Origin of the sequence: Pandoraea aquatica, assembly GCF_902459565.1 — a bacterium.
GTDB lineage: Bacteria > Pseudomonadota > Gammaproteobacteria > Burkholderiales > Burkholderiaceae > Pandoraea > Pandoraea aquatica.
Window position 1 is genome coordinate 15,745 of the sequence record NZ_CABPSN010000003.1, and the last position, 16,419, is coordinate 32,163.

General features: G+C 62.6%; 12 protein-coding genes. 11 read left to right on the plus strand and 1 reads right to left on the minus strand.

Annotated features, from left to right (window positions below):
- The first annotated feature begins 12 nt into the window (after positions 1-12).
- The 10 genes from mraY to lpxC all read left to right on the plus strand — a co-directional run bounded on the left by mraY (position 13) and on the right by lpxC (position 12,597).
- Positions 13-1,182, plus strand: a complete 1,170-nt coding sequence (mraY, locus tag PAQ31011_RS10875) for a phospho-N-acetylmuramoyl-pentapeptide-transferase (protein ID WP_039393356.1) — start codon at positions 13-15, stop codon at positions 1,180-1,182.
- Between the two features lie 209 nt (positions 1,183-1,391).
- The gene (gene murD, locus PAQ31011_RS10880; protein ID WP_150575874.1) at positions 1,392-2,918 is read left to right on the plus strand and encodes a UDP-N-acetylmuramoyl-L-alanine--D-glutamate ligase; all 1,527 of its coding nucleotides are present in this window, start codon (positions 1,392-1,394) and stop codon (positions 2,916-2,918) included.
- Positions 2,915-4,183 (plus strand): putative lipid II flippase FtsW, encoded by a 1,269-nt coding sequence (ftsW, locus tag PAQ31011_RS10885; RefSeq protein WP_150575875.1) that lies wholly within the window; start codon positions 2,915-2,917, stop codon positions 4,181-4,183. The genes murD and ftsW overlap by 4 nt, the downstream gene beginning before the upstream one ends.
- Positions 4,180-5,283, plus strand: coding sequence for an undecaprenyldiphospho-muramoylpentapeptide beta-N-acetylglucosaminyltransferase (gene murG / locus PAQ31011_RS10890; protein ID WP_150575876.1), 1,104 nt, complete (start codon positions 4,180-4,182; stop codon positions 5,281-5,283). The genes ftsW and murG overlap by 4 nt, the downstream gene beginning before the upstream one ends.
- Before the next feature lies 1 nt (position 5,284).
- A complete protein-coding gene (gene murC, locus PAQ31011_RS10895) occupies positions 5,285-6,694 on the plus strand; it encodes a UDP-N-acetylmuramate--L-alanine ligase (protein WP_150575877.1) in 1,410 nt (469 codons plus the stop codon).
- A 1-nt stretch (position 6,695) separates the two neighbouring features.
- Positions 6,696-7,679, plus strand: a complete 984-nt coding sequence (locus tag PAQ31011_RS10900) for a D-alanine--D-alanine ligase (RefSeq protein WP_150575878.1) — start codon at positions 6,696-6,698, stop codon at positions 7,677-7,679.
- Between the two features lie 47 nt (positions 7,680-7,726).
- Positions 7,727-8,560, plus strand: a complete 834-nt coding sequence (locus tag PAQ31011_RS10905) for a cell division protein FtsQ/DivIB (RefSeq protein WP_150575879.1) — start codon at positions 7,727-7,729, stop codon at positions 8,558-8,560.
- Positions 8,561-8,582: 22 nt separating this feature from the next.
- Positions 8,583-9,815, plus strand: coding sequence for a cell division protein FtsA (gene ftsA / locus PAQ31011_RS10910; RefSeq protein ID WP_010806905.1), 1,233 nt, complete (start codon positions 8,583-8,585; stop codon positions 9,813-9,815).
- A gap of 117 nt (positions 9,816-9,932) precedes the next feature.
- A complete protein-coding gene (gene ftsZ / locus PAQ31011_RS10915) occupies positions 9,933-11,123 on the plus strand; it encodes a cell division protein FtsZ (RefSeq protein ID WP_023594064.1) in 1,191 nt (396 codons plus the stop codon).
- 559 nt (positions 11,124-11,682) lie between these two features.
- Positions 11,683-12,597 (plus strand): UDP-3-O-acyl-N-acetylglucosamine deacetylase, encoded by a 915-nt coding sequence (lpxC, locus tag PAQ31011_RS10920; RefSeq protein ID WP_150575880.1) that lies wholly within the window; start codon positions 11,683-11,685, stop codon positions 12,595-12,597.
- Between the two features lie 116 nt (positions 12,598-12,713).
- On the opposite strand, the gene PAQ31011_RS10925 is transcribed toward lpxC, so the two are convergent.
- Positions 12,714-13,181, minus strand: a complete 468-nt coding sequence (locus PAQ31011_RS10925) for a DciA family protein (RefSeq protein ID WP_174990085.1) — start codon at positions 13,179-13,181, stop codon at positions 12,714-12,716.
- Positions 13,182-13,486: 305 nt separating this feature from the next.
- Here PAQ31011_RS10925 and secA point away from each other — a divergent pair, with 305 nt between their 5' ends.
- Complete coding sequence (secA, locus tag PAQ31011_RS10930; RefSeq protein WP_150575882.1) at positions 13,487-16,297, plus strand: preprotein translocase subunit SecA; 2,811 nt, start codon at positions 13,487-13,489, stop codon at positions 16,295-16,297.
- The last annotated feature ends 122 nt before the right edge of the window (positions 16,298-16,419 follow it).

A 16,419-nucleotide genomic window follows, 5' to 3' on the forward strand; every position in this document is an offset into this window, starting at 1 on the left:
AGGATTGATGGAATGTTGCTGACGTTGGCGCAATGGCTGCAAGCGGATGCGAGCTATTTGCGCGTGTTCAACTACCTGACGTTTCGGGCCGTGATGGCAAGCCTCACGGCGCTGGTGATCGGGCTCTCGTTCGGGCCGATGGTCATTCGCAAGCTCGCCGAGATGAAGGTGGGTCAGGCCGTGCGTACCGACGGCCCGCAGACGCACCTTGTGAAGTCGGGTACGCCCACGATGGGCGGTGTGCTGATTCTCATCGGCATTACCGTCGCCACGCTGCTCTGGGCGGATCTGAGCAACCGTTTCATCTGGATCGTGCTGCTGGTCACGCTGGGCTTCGGGATCATCGGCTGGATCGACGATTACCGGAAAGTCGTCTTCAAAGACCCGCGCGGCATGTCGTCGCGCGAAAAGTATTTCTGGCAATCGATCATCGGTCTGTTCGCTGCGATTTATCTGGCGTTCTCCGTTTCGGAGACGAGCAACCTGAAGGTCTTCGAGCTGTTCATTAGTTGGGTGCGTAACGGCTTCCCGCTCGATTTGCCGCCGAAAGCGGACTTCATCGTGCCGTTCTTCAAGACGATGAGCTATCCGCTGGGCGTGTTTGGTTTCATTGCGCTGACCTACTTTGTCATCGTCGGCTCGTCCAACGCCGTTAACCTCACGGACGGTCTCGACGGGCTGGTCATCATGCCGGTCGTGCTGGTCGGTGCGGCGCTCGGCGTGTTCGCTTATGTGATGGGCAACGTCGTCTACTCGAAGTATTTGCTGTTCCCCCACATACCGGGCGCGGGCGAATTGCTCGTGTTCTGTTCGGCAATGTCGGGGGCCGGGTTGGCGTTCCTATGGTTCAACACCCACCCGGCGCAAGTGTTCATGGGCGACGTGGGTGCACTGGCCCTCGGCGGTGCGCTCGGCACCGTCGCCGTGATCGTGCGACAGGAAGTCGTGCTGTTCGTGATGGGCGGTGTGTTCGTCGCAGAAACGCTGTCGGTGATGTTGCAGGTCACCTGGTTCAAATACACCAAGAAGCGATTCGGCGAAGGGCGGCGGATTTTCAAGATGGCGCCGCTGCATCACCACTTCGAATTGTCTGGGTGGAAAGAAACGCAGGTGGTGGTCCGTTTCTGGATCATCACGCTGATGCTGGTGCTGATCGGATTGTCGACGTTGAAGTTGCGCTGACGCTGCAGTTGGCGCGTCTCGACGTAACGAGACGAAACAAGACGAGACGTGACTGGCAGGAAGTCACAAGATAGCGACTTCGCAAATTTGTGAAGTCGCTTTCGTGCAAGTGGAATTAAAGGTAAGGCCGCTCGCGCCGATAGCAGTAGATCGGTGTCGTTGAAGCGATGCATTCGTAGGTTGTTTGAATCGATAAAGGAAAGAGCGACGTGTTCGGCGAGAAGTTTGGTGAATCCTGGCAACCGCGTGTCCTGATCCTGGGTCTGGGAGAGTCCGGCCTGGCGATGGCGCGTTGGTGCGCGCGTTACGGCTGCCGAGTGCGTGCAGCCGACACGCGCTTTGCGTCGTCGGAGACACCGCCGAACGTGGCGACCCTGCGCATCGACGCGCCGCAAGCCGAATTCGTCGGTGGCGCGTTCGCGGGCCAGATCGACGCGTTGCTCGACGACATCGAACTCATCGGCATCAGCCCGGGCCTGTCGCCGCTCGCGGAAGACGTGGCGGCGTTGCTGGCCGAGGCGGCCGAGCGCGGCGTTCCGGTGTGGGGCGAGATCGAATTCTTCGCACAGGCCTTGCGTCACATGCAGTCGACGAGCGGCTACGCGCCGAAGGTGCTCGCGATTACCGGCACGAACGGCAAGACCACGACGACGAGTCTCACCGGGTTGCTGTGCCGTCGGGCCGGCAAGCGTACGGCGGTGGCGGGCAATATCAGTCCCACGGCGCTCGACCGTCTGAGTGAGTGCATCGCCGACGCCACGCTCCCCGATGTCTGGGTGCTCGAACTCTCCAGCTTCCAGTTGGAAGCGACGTACTCGCTTGCACCCGATGCGGCGACCATTCTCAACATCACGCAAGACCATCTGGACTGGCACGGCGATATGGACGCCTACGCCAGGGCCAAAGCACGCATCTTCGGTGAGAACACCGTGCGCGTGCTCAATCGCGACGACGCTCGCGTGATCGCCTTCGCATCGCCTGAAGCCAACGTGGTGACCTTCGGTACGGGCAAGCCCGACGCCGTGGGCGACTTCGGTCTGGAGATGGAGGGAGGCATGTGGTGGCTGGTCGAGGGCTACACGCGCGACGACGCGCCGCCCGCGCCCAAGCGTCGCAAGGCGGGCACGCCGGAAGCCACGGTCGAGGTGCTGGGCAAGCGTCTGATGCCGGCCGATGCGCTGCGTATCCGCGGACAGCACAACGCGGCGAACGCGCTGGCGGCGCTCGCACTGGCCCGTGCGATCGACCTGCCGCTGGCCAAGCTGCTGCACGGCCTGCGCGAGTATCCGGGCGAGCCGCATCGCGTTCAGCTTCTCGCCACGATCAACGAAGTCGAGTTCTACGACGACAGCAAGGGCACCAACGTCGGTGCGACGGTCGCGGCGATTACGGGGCTCGAAAAGAAGTTGCTCCTGATTCTCGGTGGCGACGGCAAGGGGCAGGACTTCTCGCCGCTGGCCAATCCGGTCGCGCATCACGCGCGTGCGGTGCTGCTGATCGGTCGCGATGCACCGCTGCTGCGCGAAGCGCTCACGGATACCGGTGTCGATCTGATCGACGCCGCAACGCTGGAAGACGCCACGCGCGAAGCTGCCCGTCTGGCACAGCCCGGCGATGCCGTGCTGCTCTCGCCGGCCTGCGCGAGCTTCGACATGTTCCGCAACTACGAGCATCGCGCACACGTGTTTCGCGACACCGTGGTTGATCTGGCCGCCGACGCGGGGGTGATGCTATGAACCGTATCAAGTCGTTCTTCAGCAAGAAGCGTCAGGCCGGGTTCGCCGGTGCGGGCACGACCAACGCGCCGGGGGCTGCGACCACGGCGGCCAACCGCACGCTCAGTGGCATCAAGCCGACGCGCTCACGCATGCTCGAATACGATCACGCGCTCGTCTGGGTGGTGATCTCGCTGCTGTCGCTCGGTCTGATCATGGTTTATTCGGCGTCGGTCGCGTTGCCCGACTCGCCGAAGTACAGCGGCTATTCGACGTTCCACTTCCTCGGTCGTCACATCGTGTCGCTCACGATCGGGCTGGTCGCGGCGATCATCACCTTCCGGATTCCGGTCAAGACGATGGACAAGCTCGCGCCGAAGCTCTTTCTGCTGGCGCTGCTGCTGCTGGTGATCGTGCTGATCCCGCACGTGGGCAAGGGCGTGAACGGTTCGAAGCGCTGGATTCCGTTTGGCGTGCTGAACCTTCAGCCGTCCGAAATCATGAAGCTCGCCGTCACGCTTTACGCCGCGAACTACACCGTGCGTAAGCAGGAGTTCATGCAGAGCTTCGGCAAGGGCTTCTTGCCGATGGGGATCGCCGTCGTGTTCGTCGGCATGCTGCTGCTGCTCGAACCGGACATGGGCGCGTTCATGGTGGTTGCGGCCATCGCCATGGGTATTCTGTTCCTCGGTGGCGTGAACGGTCGTCTGTTCGGCGGCCTGGCGCTCACGGCAGTCGGCACCTTCGCCATGCTGATCTGGTTGTCGCCGTGGCGTCGCGAGCGAATCTTTGCGTATCTCGATCCGTGGCGCGAAGACTACGCGCTCGGCAAGGCTTATCAGTTGACGCACTCGCTCATCGCGTTCGGACGCGGCGAGTGGACCGGCGTGGGGCTGGGCGGCAGCATCGAAAAACTGCACTACCTGCCCGAAGCGCACACCGACTTCATCCTCGCGGTGATCGGTGAGGAATTCGGCTTCGTGGGTGTGCTGGTTGTCATCCTGCTCTTTTACTGGCTGGTACGCCGCGCGTTCGAAATCGGACGTCAGGCACTGGCGCTGGAGCGCACGTTCGCTGGGCTGCTCGCCAAGGGCGTCGGCGTGTGGCTGGGGGCGCAGACCTTCATCAACATGGGCGTGAATCTGGGCCTGCTGCCGACCAAGGGGCTGACGTTGCCGCTGGTCAGCTACGGCGGCTCGGGCATCTTGCTCAACTGTATTGCCGTGGCGATCTTGCTGCGGGTGGATTACGAAAACCGCGTGCTGATGCGGGGAGGCAAGGTATGACCGAGCGCGCTACCGCGATGCCGGCACCGCAGACGAAGACACGCACGCTACTGGTCATGGCCGGCGGCACGGGCGGTCACGTCTTCCCGGGGCTCGCGGTCGCCAACTTCCTGCGTGTGCAGGGGTGGCGCGTGGTCTGGCTCGGCAACCCGACCGGTATGGAAGCGACGTTGGTGCCGAAGTACGACATTCCGATGGAGTTCGTGAAGTTCGGCGGACTGCGCGGCAAGGGGCTGATGACCAAGTTCCTGCTGCCGCTCAATCTGCTGCGCGCGTTCTGGCAAAGCATCGGTGCGATTCGTCGCGCGAAGCCGAACGTCGTACTCGGCATGGGCGGTTACATCACGTTCCCGGCGGGGATGATGGCATCGCTGCTGGGGCGTCCGCTGGTGCTGCACGAGCAGAACTCGGTAGCCGGCATGGCGAACAAGGTGCTCGCGCGCGTGGCGGACAAAGTGTTGCTCGCGTTTCCGGACACGATTCCGGGCGGCGAGTGGGTCGGCAATCCGATTCGCGCCGACTTCGACGAGATGGCCGCGCCGGCCGAGCGCTACAACGCGCGTACCGGACCGCTGCGCATTCTGGTCGTCGGGGGGAGTCTGGGCGCGACGGTGCTCAACGAGATCGTGCCGAAGGCGCTGGCGAAGCTGCCGCGCGAAGATCGTCCGCAGGTCACGCATCAGGCGGGCGTCAAACATATTCAGACGTTGCAGGCGAATTACGCCGCAGCGGGGGTGACGGTCGAAGCGCTGCCGTTCATCGACAACATGGTCGAGGCCTATGCCGGGGCGGATCTGGTGATCTGCCGGGCGGGCGCGATGACGGTGGCCGAAGTGGCGGCGGCGGGCGTGGCGGCATTGTTTGTGCCGTTCCCGCATGCGGTCGACGACCACCAGACAACGAATGCGCGTTTCCTCGCCGATAAGGGTGCGGCAACGCTGATCGACCAGCGCGAGCTGTCGGTCGAGACCCTGGCCGAGTGGCTGCGCCGTCAGACGCGCGAATCGCTGCTCGCGATGGGAGAGAAAGCCAGGGCGCTCGCCAAGCCGGACGCCACCGAACAAGTGGCGCGCGTGTGCGCGGCTCTGGCCAAGGATTGAAATGAAACACATCGTCAAACATATTCACTTCGTCGGCATTGGCGGCTCGGGCATGAGCGGCATTGCCGAGGTGCTGCTTAACCTGGGGTATCAGGTGAGCGGCTCCGATCTCGGCGACAACGCGGTCACGCAGCGTCTCGCCGGTCTTGGCGCGCGCATCGCTCGCGGTCATGCTGCCGAACATATCGAAGGGGCCGACGCCATCGTCGTCTCCACCGCCATCACGGCGGATAACCCGGAAGTGCTGGCGGGCCGTGCACGTCAGATTCCGATCGTGCCGCGTGCACTGATGCTTGCGGAACTCATGCGTTTGAAGCAGGGCGTCGCCATTGCCGGTACGCACGGCAAGACGACCACGACGAGTCTCGTGGCCAGCGTGCTGGCGCAGGGCGGGCTCGATCCGACGTTCGTGATCGGCGGCCGTCTGAACAGCGCCGGCGCAAACGCGAAACTCGGTACGGGCGACTTCATCGTGGTCGAGGCCGACGAATCGGACGCCTCGTTCCTGAATCTGAATCCGGTCATCGAAGTCATCACCAACATCGATGCCGATCACATGGATACGTACGGGCACGACTTCGCCCGTCTGAAGCAATCCTTCGTTGCCTTCACGCAGCGTCTGCCGTTCTACGGCATCGCCGTGCTGTGCGTCGACGATCCGAACGTGCGTGAGATCCTGCCGTTCGTCTCGAAGCCGATCGTGCGTTATGGCCTGTCGGACGACGCGCAGGTGCGCGCCATCGACGTGCGTGCGGACGGCGGGCAGATGCGCTTCACCGTGCTGCGCAAGTTCGGCGCGGGCGCGGCGCCGCTCGATATCACGCTCAATCTGCCGGGCGAGCACAACGTGCGTAACGCGCTGGCTGCGATTGCGATTGCGACGGAACTCGAAGTGCCGGACGCTGCGATTCAACAGGCGCTGGCGGAATTTAACGGCGTGGGCCGACGTTTTCAGCGGTATGGCGAAATCGCGCTGCCGAAGTCCAGTGGCACCGGCTCGTTCACGCTCATCGACGATTACGGGCATCACCCGGTCGAGATGGCGGCAACGCTGGCGGCGGCGCGCGGTGCGTTCCCCGGCCGTCGCATTGTGCTGGCGTTCCAGCCGCATCGTTACACGCGCACGCGCGACTGCTTCGAGGACTTCGTGAAAGTGCTCTCGGATGCGGATGCCGTGGTGCTTGGCGAAGTCTATTCGGCCGGTGAAGCACCCATCGTGGCTGCCGACGGTCGTGCGCTGGCGCGCGCGTTGCGTGTCGCAGGAAAGGTAGAACCCGTTTTCGTGGAAGACGTCGCGCAACTGCCCGACGCCATTCTGCAAGTCGCCCGTGCGGGCGACGTCGTGATCACCATGGGTGCCGGCTCCATCGGCGCGGTGCCCGGCAAGTTGCAAGTTCAGCAAGGAGTTTGACGTGAGTGCTTTCGATCCGAAACGTTTCGGCAAGGTTGGCGTCCTGATGGGCGGGCGCTCGGCCGAGCGTCAGATCTCGCTGATTTCGGGCAATGGTGTGCTCGAAGCGCTGCGCTCGCGCGGCGTCGATGCGCATGCGTTCGATACGGGCATGCACGATCTCGCAGCGCTTGCGGCGCAGAAGTTCGACCGCGTGTTCATCGCGCTGCATGGCCGTTATGGCGAAGACGGGACGTTGCAAGGCGCGCTCGAACATCTGGGCATTCCGTACACCGGCAGTGGCGTGTTGGCTTCCGCGCTGGCGATGGACAAGGAAATGACCAAGCGCATCTGGATCAACGAAGGGCTGCCGACGCCGCGCTTCACGATGCTGAACGCCGACACCGATTTCGATGCCGTCGCGCGCGATCTCGGCCTGCCGCTCATCGTCAAACCGTCGCGTGAAGGCTCGACCATCGGTCTGACGAAGGTGACGGAAGCCTCGCAACTGAAGGCGGCGTTCGAGAAGGCTGTGGCGCTCGATCCGGACGTGCTCGCCGAAGAGTTCATCGATGGCGACGAGCTGACCGTGCCGGTGCTCGGCGTGGGTACGAAGGGCGCGAACGCCGCGCGCTCGCTGCCGGTGATTCGCATCGTCGCGCCGGACGCGAACTACGACTACCAGAACAAGTACTTCAAGGACGACACGCGCTACGAATGCCCGCCGCCGTTGTCGGTATCCCTGCAAGAGGAAGTGCAGCGCCTCGTGTTGCGCGCCTACCTCGTGCTCGGCTGCCGTGGCTGGGCCCGTGCCGACGTGATGCTGCGCAAGCGCGATAACAAGCCGTACCTGTTGGAGATCAATACGTCGCCGGGCATGACCGGTCACTCGCTGGTGCCGATTTCGGCGCGCGCGGCGGGCCTGTCGTACGAAGACCTGGTGGTTGAAATCCTGGCAACTGCGACGCTCGATCTGCATCCGAACGCGCAGTGGAAACCCGAGTAAGACATTGAACGCGTTGAAGAACGCCCTGATACGGAAAGCAAATCGCCATGTGGCACAACGTACGCCTGCTCAACGCCATTGCGAGTGTGCTCGTCGCGCTCGTCGTGTTGGCGGCGCTCGCGGCGGGCGGTCATTGGCTGATTCAGCGGCCGGTTTTCACGCTCAAGGCGATTCAGATCGATGGGGACGTGTCTCACATCAACGGGCCGACCTTGCGGGCGAATGCGGTCTCAAGGCTGAAGGGCAACTTCTTCACGATCGATCTGGACGCCACGCGCGCGGCGTTCGAAGCGGTGCCCTGGGTGCGTCATGCGAGCGTGCGGCGTGTCTGGCCGGACCAGCTCGCGGTGACGATCGAGGAGTACAAGCCGCTGGCCACGTGGAACGACGGCCGTCTGGTGAGTGTGGATGGCGAGTTGTTCGCAGCCAATCTGGCGGAAGCCGAGGACGACGGCAAGTTGCCGGAGTTCGCGGGGCCGCCGGGCAGCGAGAAGGATGTCACGGCGCGGTACTACGACTTCGTGAAGTGGTTTGCGCCGCTGAATATGAAACCCGAGGCCGTCACGCTGTCGAATCGCTACGCCTGGGGCGTGCGGCTCGCAGGGGGCGTGCAACTGGCGCTGGGACGGGAGCGAACCCCCGAGACCCTCGCCACGCGCAGCCGACGCTTCGTACAGGCGTATCCGCAGGTAGCGGCACGCTGGGGAAGTCAGATCGAGTATGCCGATCTGCGGTACCCGAACGGTTTTGCAGTGCGTGCCGCGGGCATGCGTTTCTTGAGCGAAGAACAGGCCAAGAAGCTTGCCGCGACACCCGTGCAAAAGCGGGATTCGCAGAAGCCGGCAGCGAAACCTGCCGCGCCGGTAAAGCGAAGCCAGTGAGACTTCAGGACTTACACACGCTATGAGCAAAGATTACAAGGATCTGTTGGTCGCCCTCGATATCGGCACGTCGAAAGTCGTGGCGGTGGTGGCCGAACTGCGCCCTGAAGGCCGCTATGAAGTCATCGGCCTCGGCCAGAGTGAATCGCGCGGCCTGAAAAAGGGCGTGGTGGTGAACATCGAGGCCACAGTGCAGTCCATTCAGCGTGCGCTCGAAGAAGCGGAGCTGATGGCCGACTGCAAGATCACCAACGTGTTCACCGGTATCGCCGGCAGTCACATCCGCAGCTTCAATTCGAGCGGCATGGTGGCGATCAAGGACAAGGAAGTGACGCAGGCCGACGTGGCACGCGTCATCGAAACGGCCAAGGCGATCAACATCCCGACCGATCAGCAGGTGCTGCATATCCTCACGCAGGAATTCATCATCGACGGCCAGGAAGATGTGCGCGAGCCGATCGGCATGAGCGGCATCCGTCTCGAAGTGAAGGTGCATATCGTCACCGGCGCGGTGTCGGCTGCACAGAACATCGTGAAGTGCGTGCGCCGTTGCGGCCTCGAAGTGAACGACCTGATTCTGCAACCGCTGGCGTCGAGCATCTCGGTGCTCACGGAAGACGAGAAGGAACTCGGCGTGGTGCTGATCGACATCGGTGGCGGCACGACCGATATCGCGATCTTCAGCGAAGGGGCGATCCGTCACACGGCGGTGATTCCGATTGCCGGCGATCAGATCACGAGCGATATCGCGATGGCCGTTCGCACGCCGACGCCGGACGCGGAAGACATCAAGATTCAGCACGGCATCGCCAAGCAGTCGCTGGCCGATCCGGACGAAATGATCGAAGTGCCGGGGCTGGGCGAGCGCGGTCCGCGCACGCTCTCGCGTCAGGCGTTGGCGGCGGTGATCGAGCCGCGTGTCGAAGAGCTGTTCTCGCTGGTGCAGCAAGTGGTGCGCGAGTCGGGTTACGAAGAACTGCTGTCCTCGGGCATCGTGCTCACCGGCGGCGCGGCCATGATGCCGGGCATGGTCGAGCTGGGTGAGGACATCTTCCTCAAGCCCGTGCGCATCGGCGTGCCGGAATACGCAGGCGGTCTGGCCGACGTGGTGCGCAGCCCGCGCTACGCCACGGCGATGGGCCTGCTGCTCGAAGGACGTTCCCAACGCATGCGCGGTCGCAAGGTCGCGGTGCAGTCGGGGCAAGCGAACCAGGTCTGGACGCGGATGCGCGACTGGTTCTTCAGCAATTTTTAAGTTGTCTTTTTACAGAGTTTTTGAGGGGTGTGGATTCGGTGTTGAAAACACGCGCGGCTTACCCGAGCGGCACGTGACCCGCAGTACCGGATCTGCTTTTAATTCACTGGAGGCGCTATGAACTTCGAAATGTTGGAAACGGAAACCAACGGCACCATCATCAAGGTGGTGGGTGTTGGTGGCGCTGGCGGCAATGCCGTCCAGCACATGATCAACCGTGGTGTGCAAGGCGTGGAATTCATCGCCATGAACACCGACGCTCAGGCACTGGGCCGCTCGCAGGCCAGCGTGAACATTCAGCTCGGCAAGACCGGTCTGGGTGCAGGCGCGAAGCCGGAAATGGGCCGCTCCGCCGCTGAAGAAGCGCGCGAGCGCGTGGCCGACGCCCTGCGTGGCGCGCACATGGTGTTCATCACCGCCGGTATGGGTGGCGGTACGGGCACGGGCGCAGCACCGGTGGTGGCGCAGATCGCCAAGGAAATGGGCATTCTGACTGTCGGCGTGGTGTCCAAGCCGTTCGAGTTCGAAGGCGGCAAGCGTATGCGTGTGGCCGAGACGGGCGCGCAGGAACTGGAAGACAACGTCGACTCGCTGATCGTTGTGCTCAATGACAAGCTGTTCGAAGTCATGGGCGACGATGCCGAGATGGACAAGTGCTTCCAGTGCGCCGACGACGTGCTGCACAACGCCGTGGCCGGCATCGCCGAAATCATCAATGTCGACGGTCTGGTGAACGTCGACTTTGAAGACGTGAAGACGGTGATGGGCGAGCAAGGCAAGGCGATGATGGGTACGGCGACGGTTGCCGGTGTCGATCGTGCGCGTCTGGCCGCTGAGCAAGCCGTGGCAAGCCCGCTGCTCGAAGGCGTGGATCTGTCGGGTGCGCGTGGCGTGCTGGTGAACATCACGGCATCGCGTTCGCTGCGCTTGTCGGAAACGCGTGAAGTGATGAACACCATCAAGAGCTACGCCGCCGAAGACGCGACCGTGATTTTCGGTACCGTCTACGACGACAAGATGGGCGATGCACTGCGCGTGACCGTCGTGGCAACCGGCCTGGGCCGTGCTGTTGCGAAGAAGGCCGCTGCACCGATGACGCTGCTCAAGACCGGTACCGACAACATGCCGATCGCGACGGGCCACGTGCCGAACGTCGGTCAGGCTGCCGGTACGGACTACGGCGCGCTCGATACGCCGGCCGTGTGGCGCAGCACGCGTGAAACCGCAGCTTCGCACGTCGCTGCGTTGCAGGAAAAGGGTGTCGACACGTACGACATCCCGGCCTTCCTGCGCAAGCAAGCCGACTGACAAGGTTGCGTGCGGGCCGGGTGCCAGTGCCTGGCGCCGCCGCACCTTGGGAATCGCGAGACCTACGCAGGTCGTCGTGAGGATTCGCCGTCGCTCCGACTACCATGCCCTGTGGCGTGGGGAAGGCGCGCCTGGGTACGGGTCCGAAGGACGATACGGCAAGGTTGTGATGTGCAGAGATGCCTTGTGGTTGCGACGACCAGAGTCGCAAAAGGTATCGACGCGTCACAGATGACGGACGTTACGGGTAAGCGTTCGTGATCCCTGACCCGGTCTCGCGGATCTGTCCCCCCGACCGCTGCGGCTTGCCTCCGTCGCAGTGGCCGGGGTGCCCCGAAAATGCATGGGCGCGCAGGTCTATGGCCTGACGTCTAAGATGGAAAAAGCCGTTTTCGCCAATACGTCATTTCGTGTCGCGATATAGGCAAGGGACAATCCGATGAGGCAACATCCGGAATGTTTGGTAACGAAGCGTTGTGTTTGTGGCACAGCGATGAAGGCGCCGATCTGATATAATTCGATCTATGATCCTTAGCGTCTGATAGTTTTAATAAATAGCATGCTTAAGCAGCGCACTCTCAAATCCATCGCCAAGACAGTCGGCATCGGCTTGCACTCCGGTCGCAAGGTCGAGTTGTCGCTGCGTCCGGCGCCGCCCGATACGGGCATTGTCTTTTGCCGTACCGATCTGAATCCTCCTGTGGAGATTCCGGCGTCGGCGATGGCGATTGGCGACACGCGACTTGCGTCGGTGTTGCAGAAGGATGGTGCGCGGGTGTCCACCGTGGAACACCTGATGTCGGCATGCGCAGGGCTGGGCATCGACAATCTGTATGTCGACGTCACCGCCGAAGAAATCCCGATCATGGACGGCAGCGCTGCCACGTTCGTCTTCCTGATCCAGTCGGCCGGTATCGAAGAGCAGCCTGCTGCCAAGAAATTCATCCGTGTGACGAAGCCGGTTGAAATTCGCGAAGGCGATAAGCTCGCCCGACTCGATCCGTACGACGGCTTCAAGCTCAAGTTCACCATCGACTTCCGTCACCCGGCTGTGGATCGCACCGGTCAGGCGCTCGAGGTCGATTTCGCCGATACGTCCTACGCGAAGGAAATCGCGCGTGCGCGTACGTTCGGTTTTGCGCATGAAGTCGAAATGCTGCGCGAGCTGGGCCTTGCGCGCGGCGGCAGCATGGACAACGCGATTGTGCTCGACGAGTACCGCATTCTGAACAACGACGGGCTGCGCTACGACGACGAATTCGTGAAGCACAAGATGCTCGACGCGATCGGCGATTTGTACGTGATCGGCCACCCGCTGCTGGCGTCGTACACGGCGTACAAGTCGGGCCACGGGCTGAACAACCAGCTGCTGCGCGAGCTTCTCGCACAGGACGCGTACGAAATCGTCACGTTCGAGCGTGCAGAAGACGCCCCGCGCGGGTTCCAGTTCGAACCACAGACACAGTTCGCGTAAGTCACGCAAACCGTCGTGCTGCACGATGGTGATGTAACAAAAAGAAAGCGCCGGTGATCCGGCGCTTTTTTATTTGACGCGCGAGCAATATCGGCGTTGGCAATTCTGTGGAACGTTCAGGGCTTGCGCGTCCCACCGTAAGAGTGGCGTGCAACGAGCCGTGCAAGCGCGTCGCGCAGCGGAGACGGCTCTAGCGCGTCGCGCAGATCGCGCAGGCTCACAAGCCCTTGACGCGATAGCGTGGCCTCTTTGGGCGGTTTCTGCGGCTCCGGCGTGGCGATGCTCACGCGGATCTTGATCGAGCGGATGAGCCATCCGCGCGTCGCCAGCCCATCGATCAGCGACGGCGTTTGCTGTCGCAGACGCGCCGCCAGCGCGTTATTGCTCACCAGGAAGACGAGCGCCCCTTCACGCGGCGGTGCGAGCCGCACACTGCCGCTGAGCGCGGCCGGCAGCAGCGCGTGAACGTCACGCTCCAGGCGGCCGAGTTGTTCGGCCGCGACCAGCAGCGATCCGGCACCGTCGGATGCGGATAGCAGGTCGGTCAGGGGGCGGGCAACGCGGGGTGCTTTGGGTCGTTTCATATGATGAGACAGAAGTCGCCGCATATTTTACCCCGCCATCGGGCGTCGCCTCGTCCCGCCCTCTGAAAGCCCCGGTTTGTTGACGCTGGGTGCCGTCGAGAGGTGCCACGTCAGCATGCTAGAATCCATTTTTCAGTACAGGTATCGAACCGGCGTGCAGCCAACGTGCCAAACACCGGTGACCCGCAGCGCGCAGACGCTCGGGCGGATCGTTACTCATGGGGCACAACTCCGGGGTGAGGTTTTCCGTCAGACGACAGACTGCGCGATTGCGAACGACATTTGCCGCCCTAACCAGTGATCCGATGATTCCCGGTCTTCTTAAAAAAGTATTTGGCAGCCGCAACCAGCGGCTCATCAAGCAGTACCAGAAAACCGTCACGGCGATTAACGCCCTCGAGCCGCAAATCGCCCAGCTGAGCGATGAGCAACTGCGCGGCAAGACTGAGGAATTCAAGCAGCGTATCGCCCAGGGGGCGAGCGTGGATTCGTTGCTCGTCGAAGCCTTTGCCGTGTGCCGCGAGGCAGGCAAGCGCGTCCTCAAGATGCGTCACTTCGACGTTCAGCTGATCGGCGGCATGGTGCTGCACTACGGCAAGATCGCCGAAATGCGCACGGGTGAGGGCAAGACGCTCGTCGCCACGCTGCCCGCCTATCTGAATGCGCTCTCGGGCAAGGGCGTGCACGTTGTGACCGTCAACGACTACCTGGCACAGCGCGACGCCGAGTGGATGGCGCGTCTGTACAACTTCCTGGGTCTGTCGGTGGGTATCAACCTGTCGCAGATGCCGCACGACCAGAAGCAGGGCGCTTACGCGGCCGATATCACGTACGGCACGAACAACGAGTTCGGCTTCGACTACCTGCGCGACAACATGGTCTACGAGACCGAGCAGCGGGTGCAGCGCACGCTCAACTACGCGATCGTCGACGAAGTGGACTCGATCCTGATCGACGAAGCGCGTACGCCGCTGATCATCTCCGGTCAGGCTGAAGATCACACCGAACTGTACGTGAAGATGGATCGTCTGCCGGCGATGCTCGAACGTCAGATCGGCGAAGAGAAGTCCGACGGCACGGGCGTCGAAGTGCCGGGCGACTACACGCTCGACGAGAAGGGTCGTCAGGTGTTCCTGACCGAGCGCGGCCACGAGAAGGCTGAGCAACTGCTCGCCGAGTGGGGCATGATCGCCGAGGGCGACAGCCTGTACGCGCCGCAGAACATCACGCTCATGCACCACGTGTATGCCGCGTTGCGCGCACACACGCTGTTCCACAAGGATCAGCACTACGTGGTGCAGAACGACGAGATCGTGATCGTCGACGAGTTCACGGGCCGCCTGATGGCTGGCCGTCGCTGGTCCGAAGGTCTGCATCAGGCCGTGGAAGCGAAGGAACGCGTCAAGATCCAGCACGAGAACCAGACGCTCGCCTCGATCACGTTCCAGAACTACTTCCGCATGTACGCCAAGCTCTCGGGCATGACGGGTACGGCGGATACCGAAGCGTTCGAATTCAACGAAATCTACCGTCTCGAGACGGTGGTGATCCCGACGAACCGTCAGCCGAAGCGGATCGACCGTCAGGATCAGATCTACAAGACGGCGAAAGAGAAGTACGACGCCGTCATCAAGGACATTCGCGATTGCGTCGAGCGCGGCCAGCCGGTGCTGGTGGGTACGACGTCGATTGAAACGTCCGAATATCTCTCGCAACTGCTCACGCGCGAAAAGCTGCCGCATCAGGTGCTCAACGCCAAGCAGCACCAGCGCGAAGCCGAGATCGTGGCGCAGGCGGGCCGTCCGGGCGTGATCACCATCGCGACCAACATGGCCGGTCGCGGTACCGACATCGTGCTGGGCGGCAACGTCGAGAAGCAATCCGGTTTCATCGAAGCGGACGAAAGCCTGTCGGATACCGACAAGGCAGCCCGCATCCAGCAATTGCAGGACGAGTGGCAAGGGTTGCACGAGCAGGTGAAGACCGCAGGCGGTCTGCACATCATCGGTACCGAGCGTCACGAATCGCGTCGTATCGACAATCAGCTGCGCGGCCGTTCGGGCCGTCAGGGCGATCCGGGTTCGTCGCGCTTCTATCTGTCGCTGGAAGATCCGCTGCTGCGTATTTTCGCGGGCGACCGCGTGCGCGCGATCATGGATCGTCTGAAGATGCCGGAAGGCGAGGCGATCGAAGCAGGCATCGTCACGCGTTCGATCGAGTCGGCGCAGCGCAAGGTCGAAGCCCGTAACTTCGACGTGCGTAAGCAACTGCTGGAGTACGACGACGTTGCGAACGATCAGCGTAAGGTGATCTACCAGCAACGTAACGAACTGCTCGAAGCGCAGGACGTCTCGGAAACGATCGCAGGCATGCGTCAGAGCGTGTTCGAGGATCTGGTGCGCAACTACGTGCCGGCCGGCACCGTGGAAGAGCAGTGGGACCTGAAGGGTCTGGAGACGACGCTGCGCGAAGAGTGGCAGCTCGATCTGCCGCTGCAATCGCGTATCGAAGGCGCGGAAGAGATCGACGACGAAGACATCCTCAAGGAAGTCATGGATGCGGCCGAAGCGTCGTATAACGCCAAGGTCGATCTGGTGGGCCGCGAGTCGTTCTCGGGCTTCGAGCGCTCAGTCATGCTGCAAAGCGTGGATTCGAACTGGCGCGAGCACCTGGCGGCGCTGGATCACCTGCGTCAGGGCATCCATCTGCGCGGTTACGCTCAGAAGAATCCGAAGCAGGAATACAAGCGCGAAGCGTTCGAACTGTTTGCTCAGTTGCTCGAGACCATCAAGCTGGAAGTCACGCGCGTCATCATGAACGTGCGCATCCAGTCGCAGGAAGAGCTTGAGCAAGCCACGGAGTCGCTCGACGACAACGCTGGCGGCCTGGTGAACATCGAGTTCAAGCATGACGAACTCGAAACCGTGGGCGGCGAAGGCGAAGTGGACGAAGACGCCGGTCGCCCGGTGGTCGCTGCGCTCGCCCAGGCGGCAGGTGCTGTGGGCGTAGCCGGTGCAGCCGCCGGTGCCGACATGCTGCCGAAGGTCGGGCGCAACGACCCGTGCCCGTGCGGCAGTGGCAAGAAATTCAAGCACTGCCACGGCAAACTGTCTTAAGATGTGAACGATCGACGCGGCGCCGACACTTTATCGGCGCCGCGTCGTTTGTAGCGCCGGTTTTCGAAGCGACTTAGACGATTCAGATTCGCAACGCTTCGCAACCGGCCGCACTGATCAAC

Bases quoted from the DNA above. Each gene is read 5' to 3' on its own strand.
- mraY (WP_039393356.1), top strand. From the start codon at position 13: ATGTTGCTGACGTTGGCGCAATGGCTGCAAGCGGATGCGAGCTATTTG.
- ftsW (WP_150575875.1), top strand. From the start codon at position 2,915: ATGAACCGTATCAAGTCGTTCTTCAGCAAGAAGCGTCAGGCCGGGTTC.
- murG (WP_150575876.1), top strand. From the start codon at position 4,180: ATGACCGAGCGCGCTACCGCGATGCCGGCACCGCAGACGAAGACACGC.
- murC (WP_150575877.1), top strand. From the start codon at position 5,285: ATGAAACACATCGTCAAACATATTCACTTCGTCGGCATTGGCGGCTCG.
- PAQ31011_RS10905 (WP_150575879.1), top strand. From the start codon at position 7,727: ATGTGGCACAACGTACGCCTGCTCAACGCCATTGCGAGTGTGCTCGTC.
- ftsA (WP_010806905.1), top strand. From the start codon at position 8,583: ATGAGCAAAGATTACAAGGATCTGTTGGTCGCCCTCGATATCGGCACG.
- ftsZ (WP_023594064.1), top strand. From the start codon at position 9,933: ATGAACTTCGAAATGTTGGAAACGGAAACCAACGGCACCATCATCAAG.
- lpxC (WP_150575880.1), top strand. From the start codon at position 11,683: ATGCTTAAGCAGCGCACTCTCAAATCCATCGCCAAGACAGTCGGCATC.
- PAQ31011_RS10925 (WP_174990085.1), bottom strand. From the start codon at position 13,181: ATGAAACGACCCAAAGCACCCCGCGTTGCCCGCCCCCTGACCGACCTG.
- secA (WP_150575882.1), top strand. From the start codon at position 13,487: ATGATTCCCGGTCTTCTTAAAAAAGTATTTGGCAGCCGCAACCAGCGG.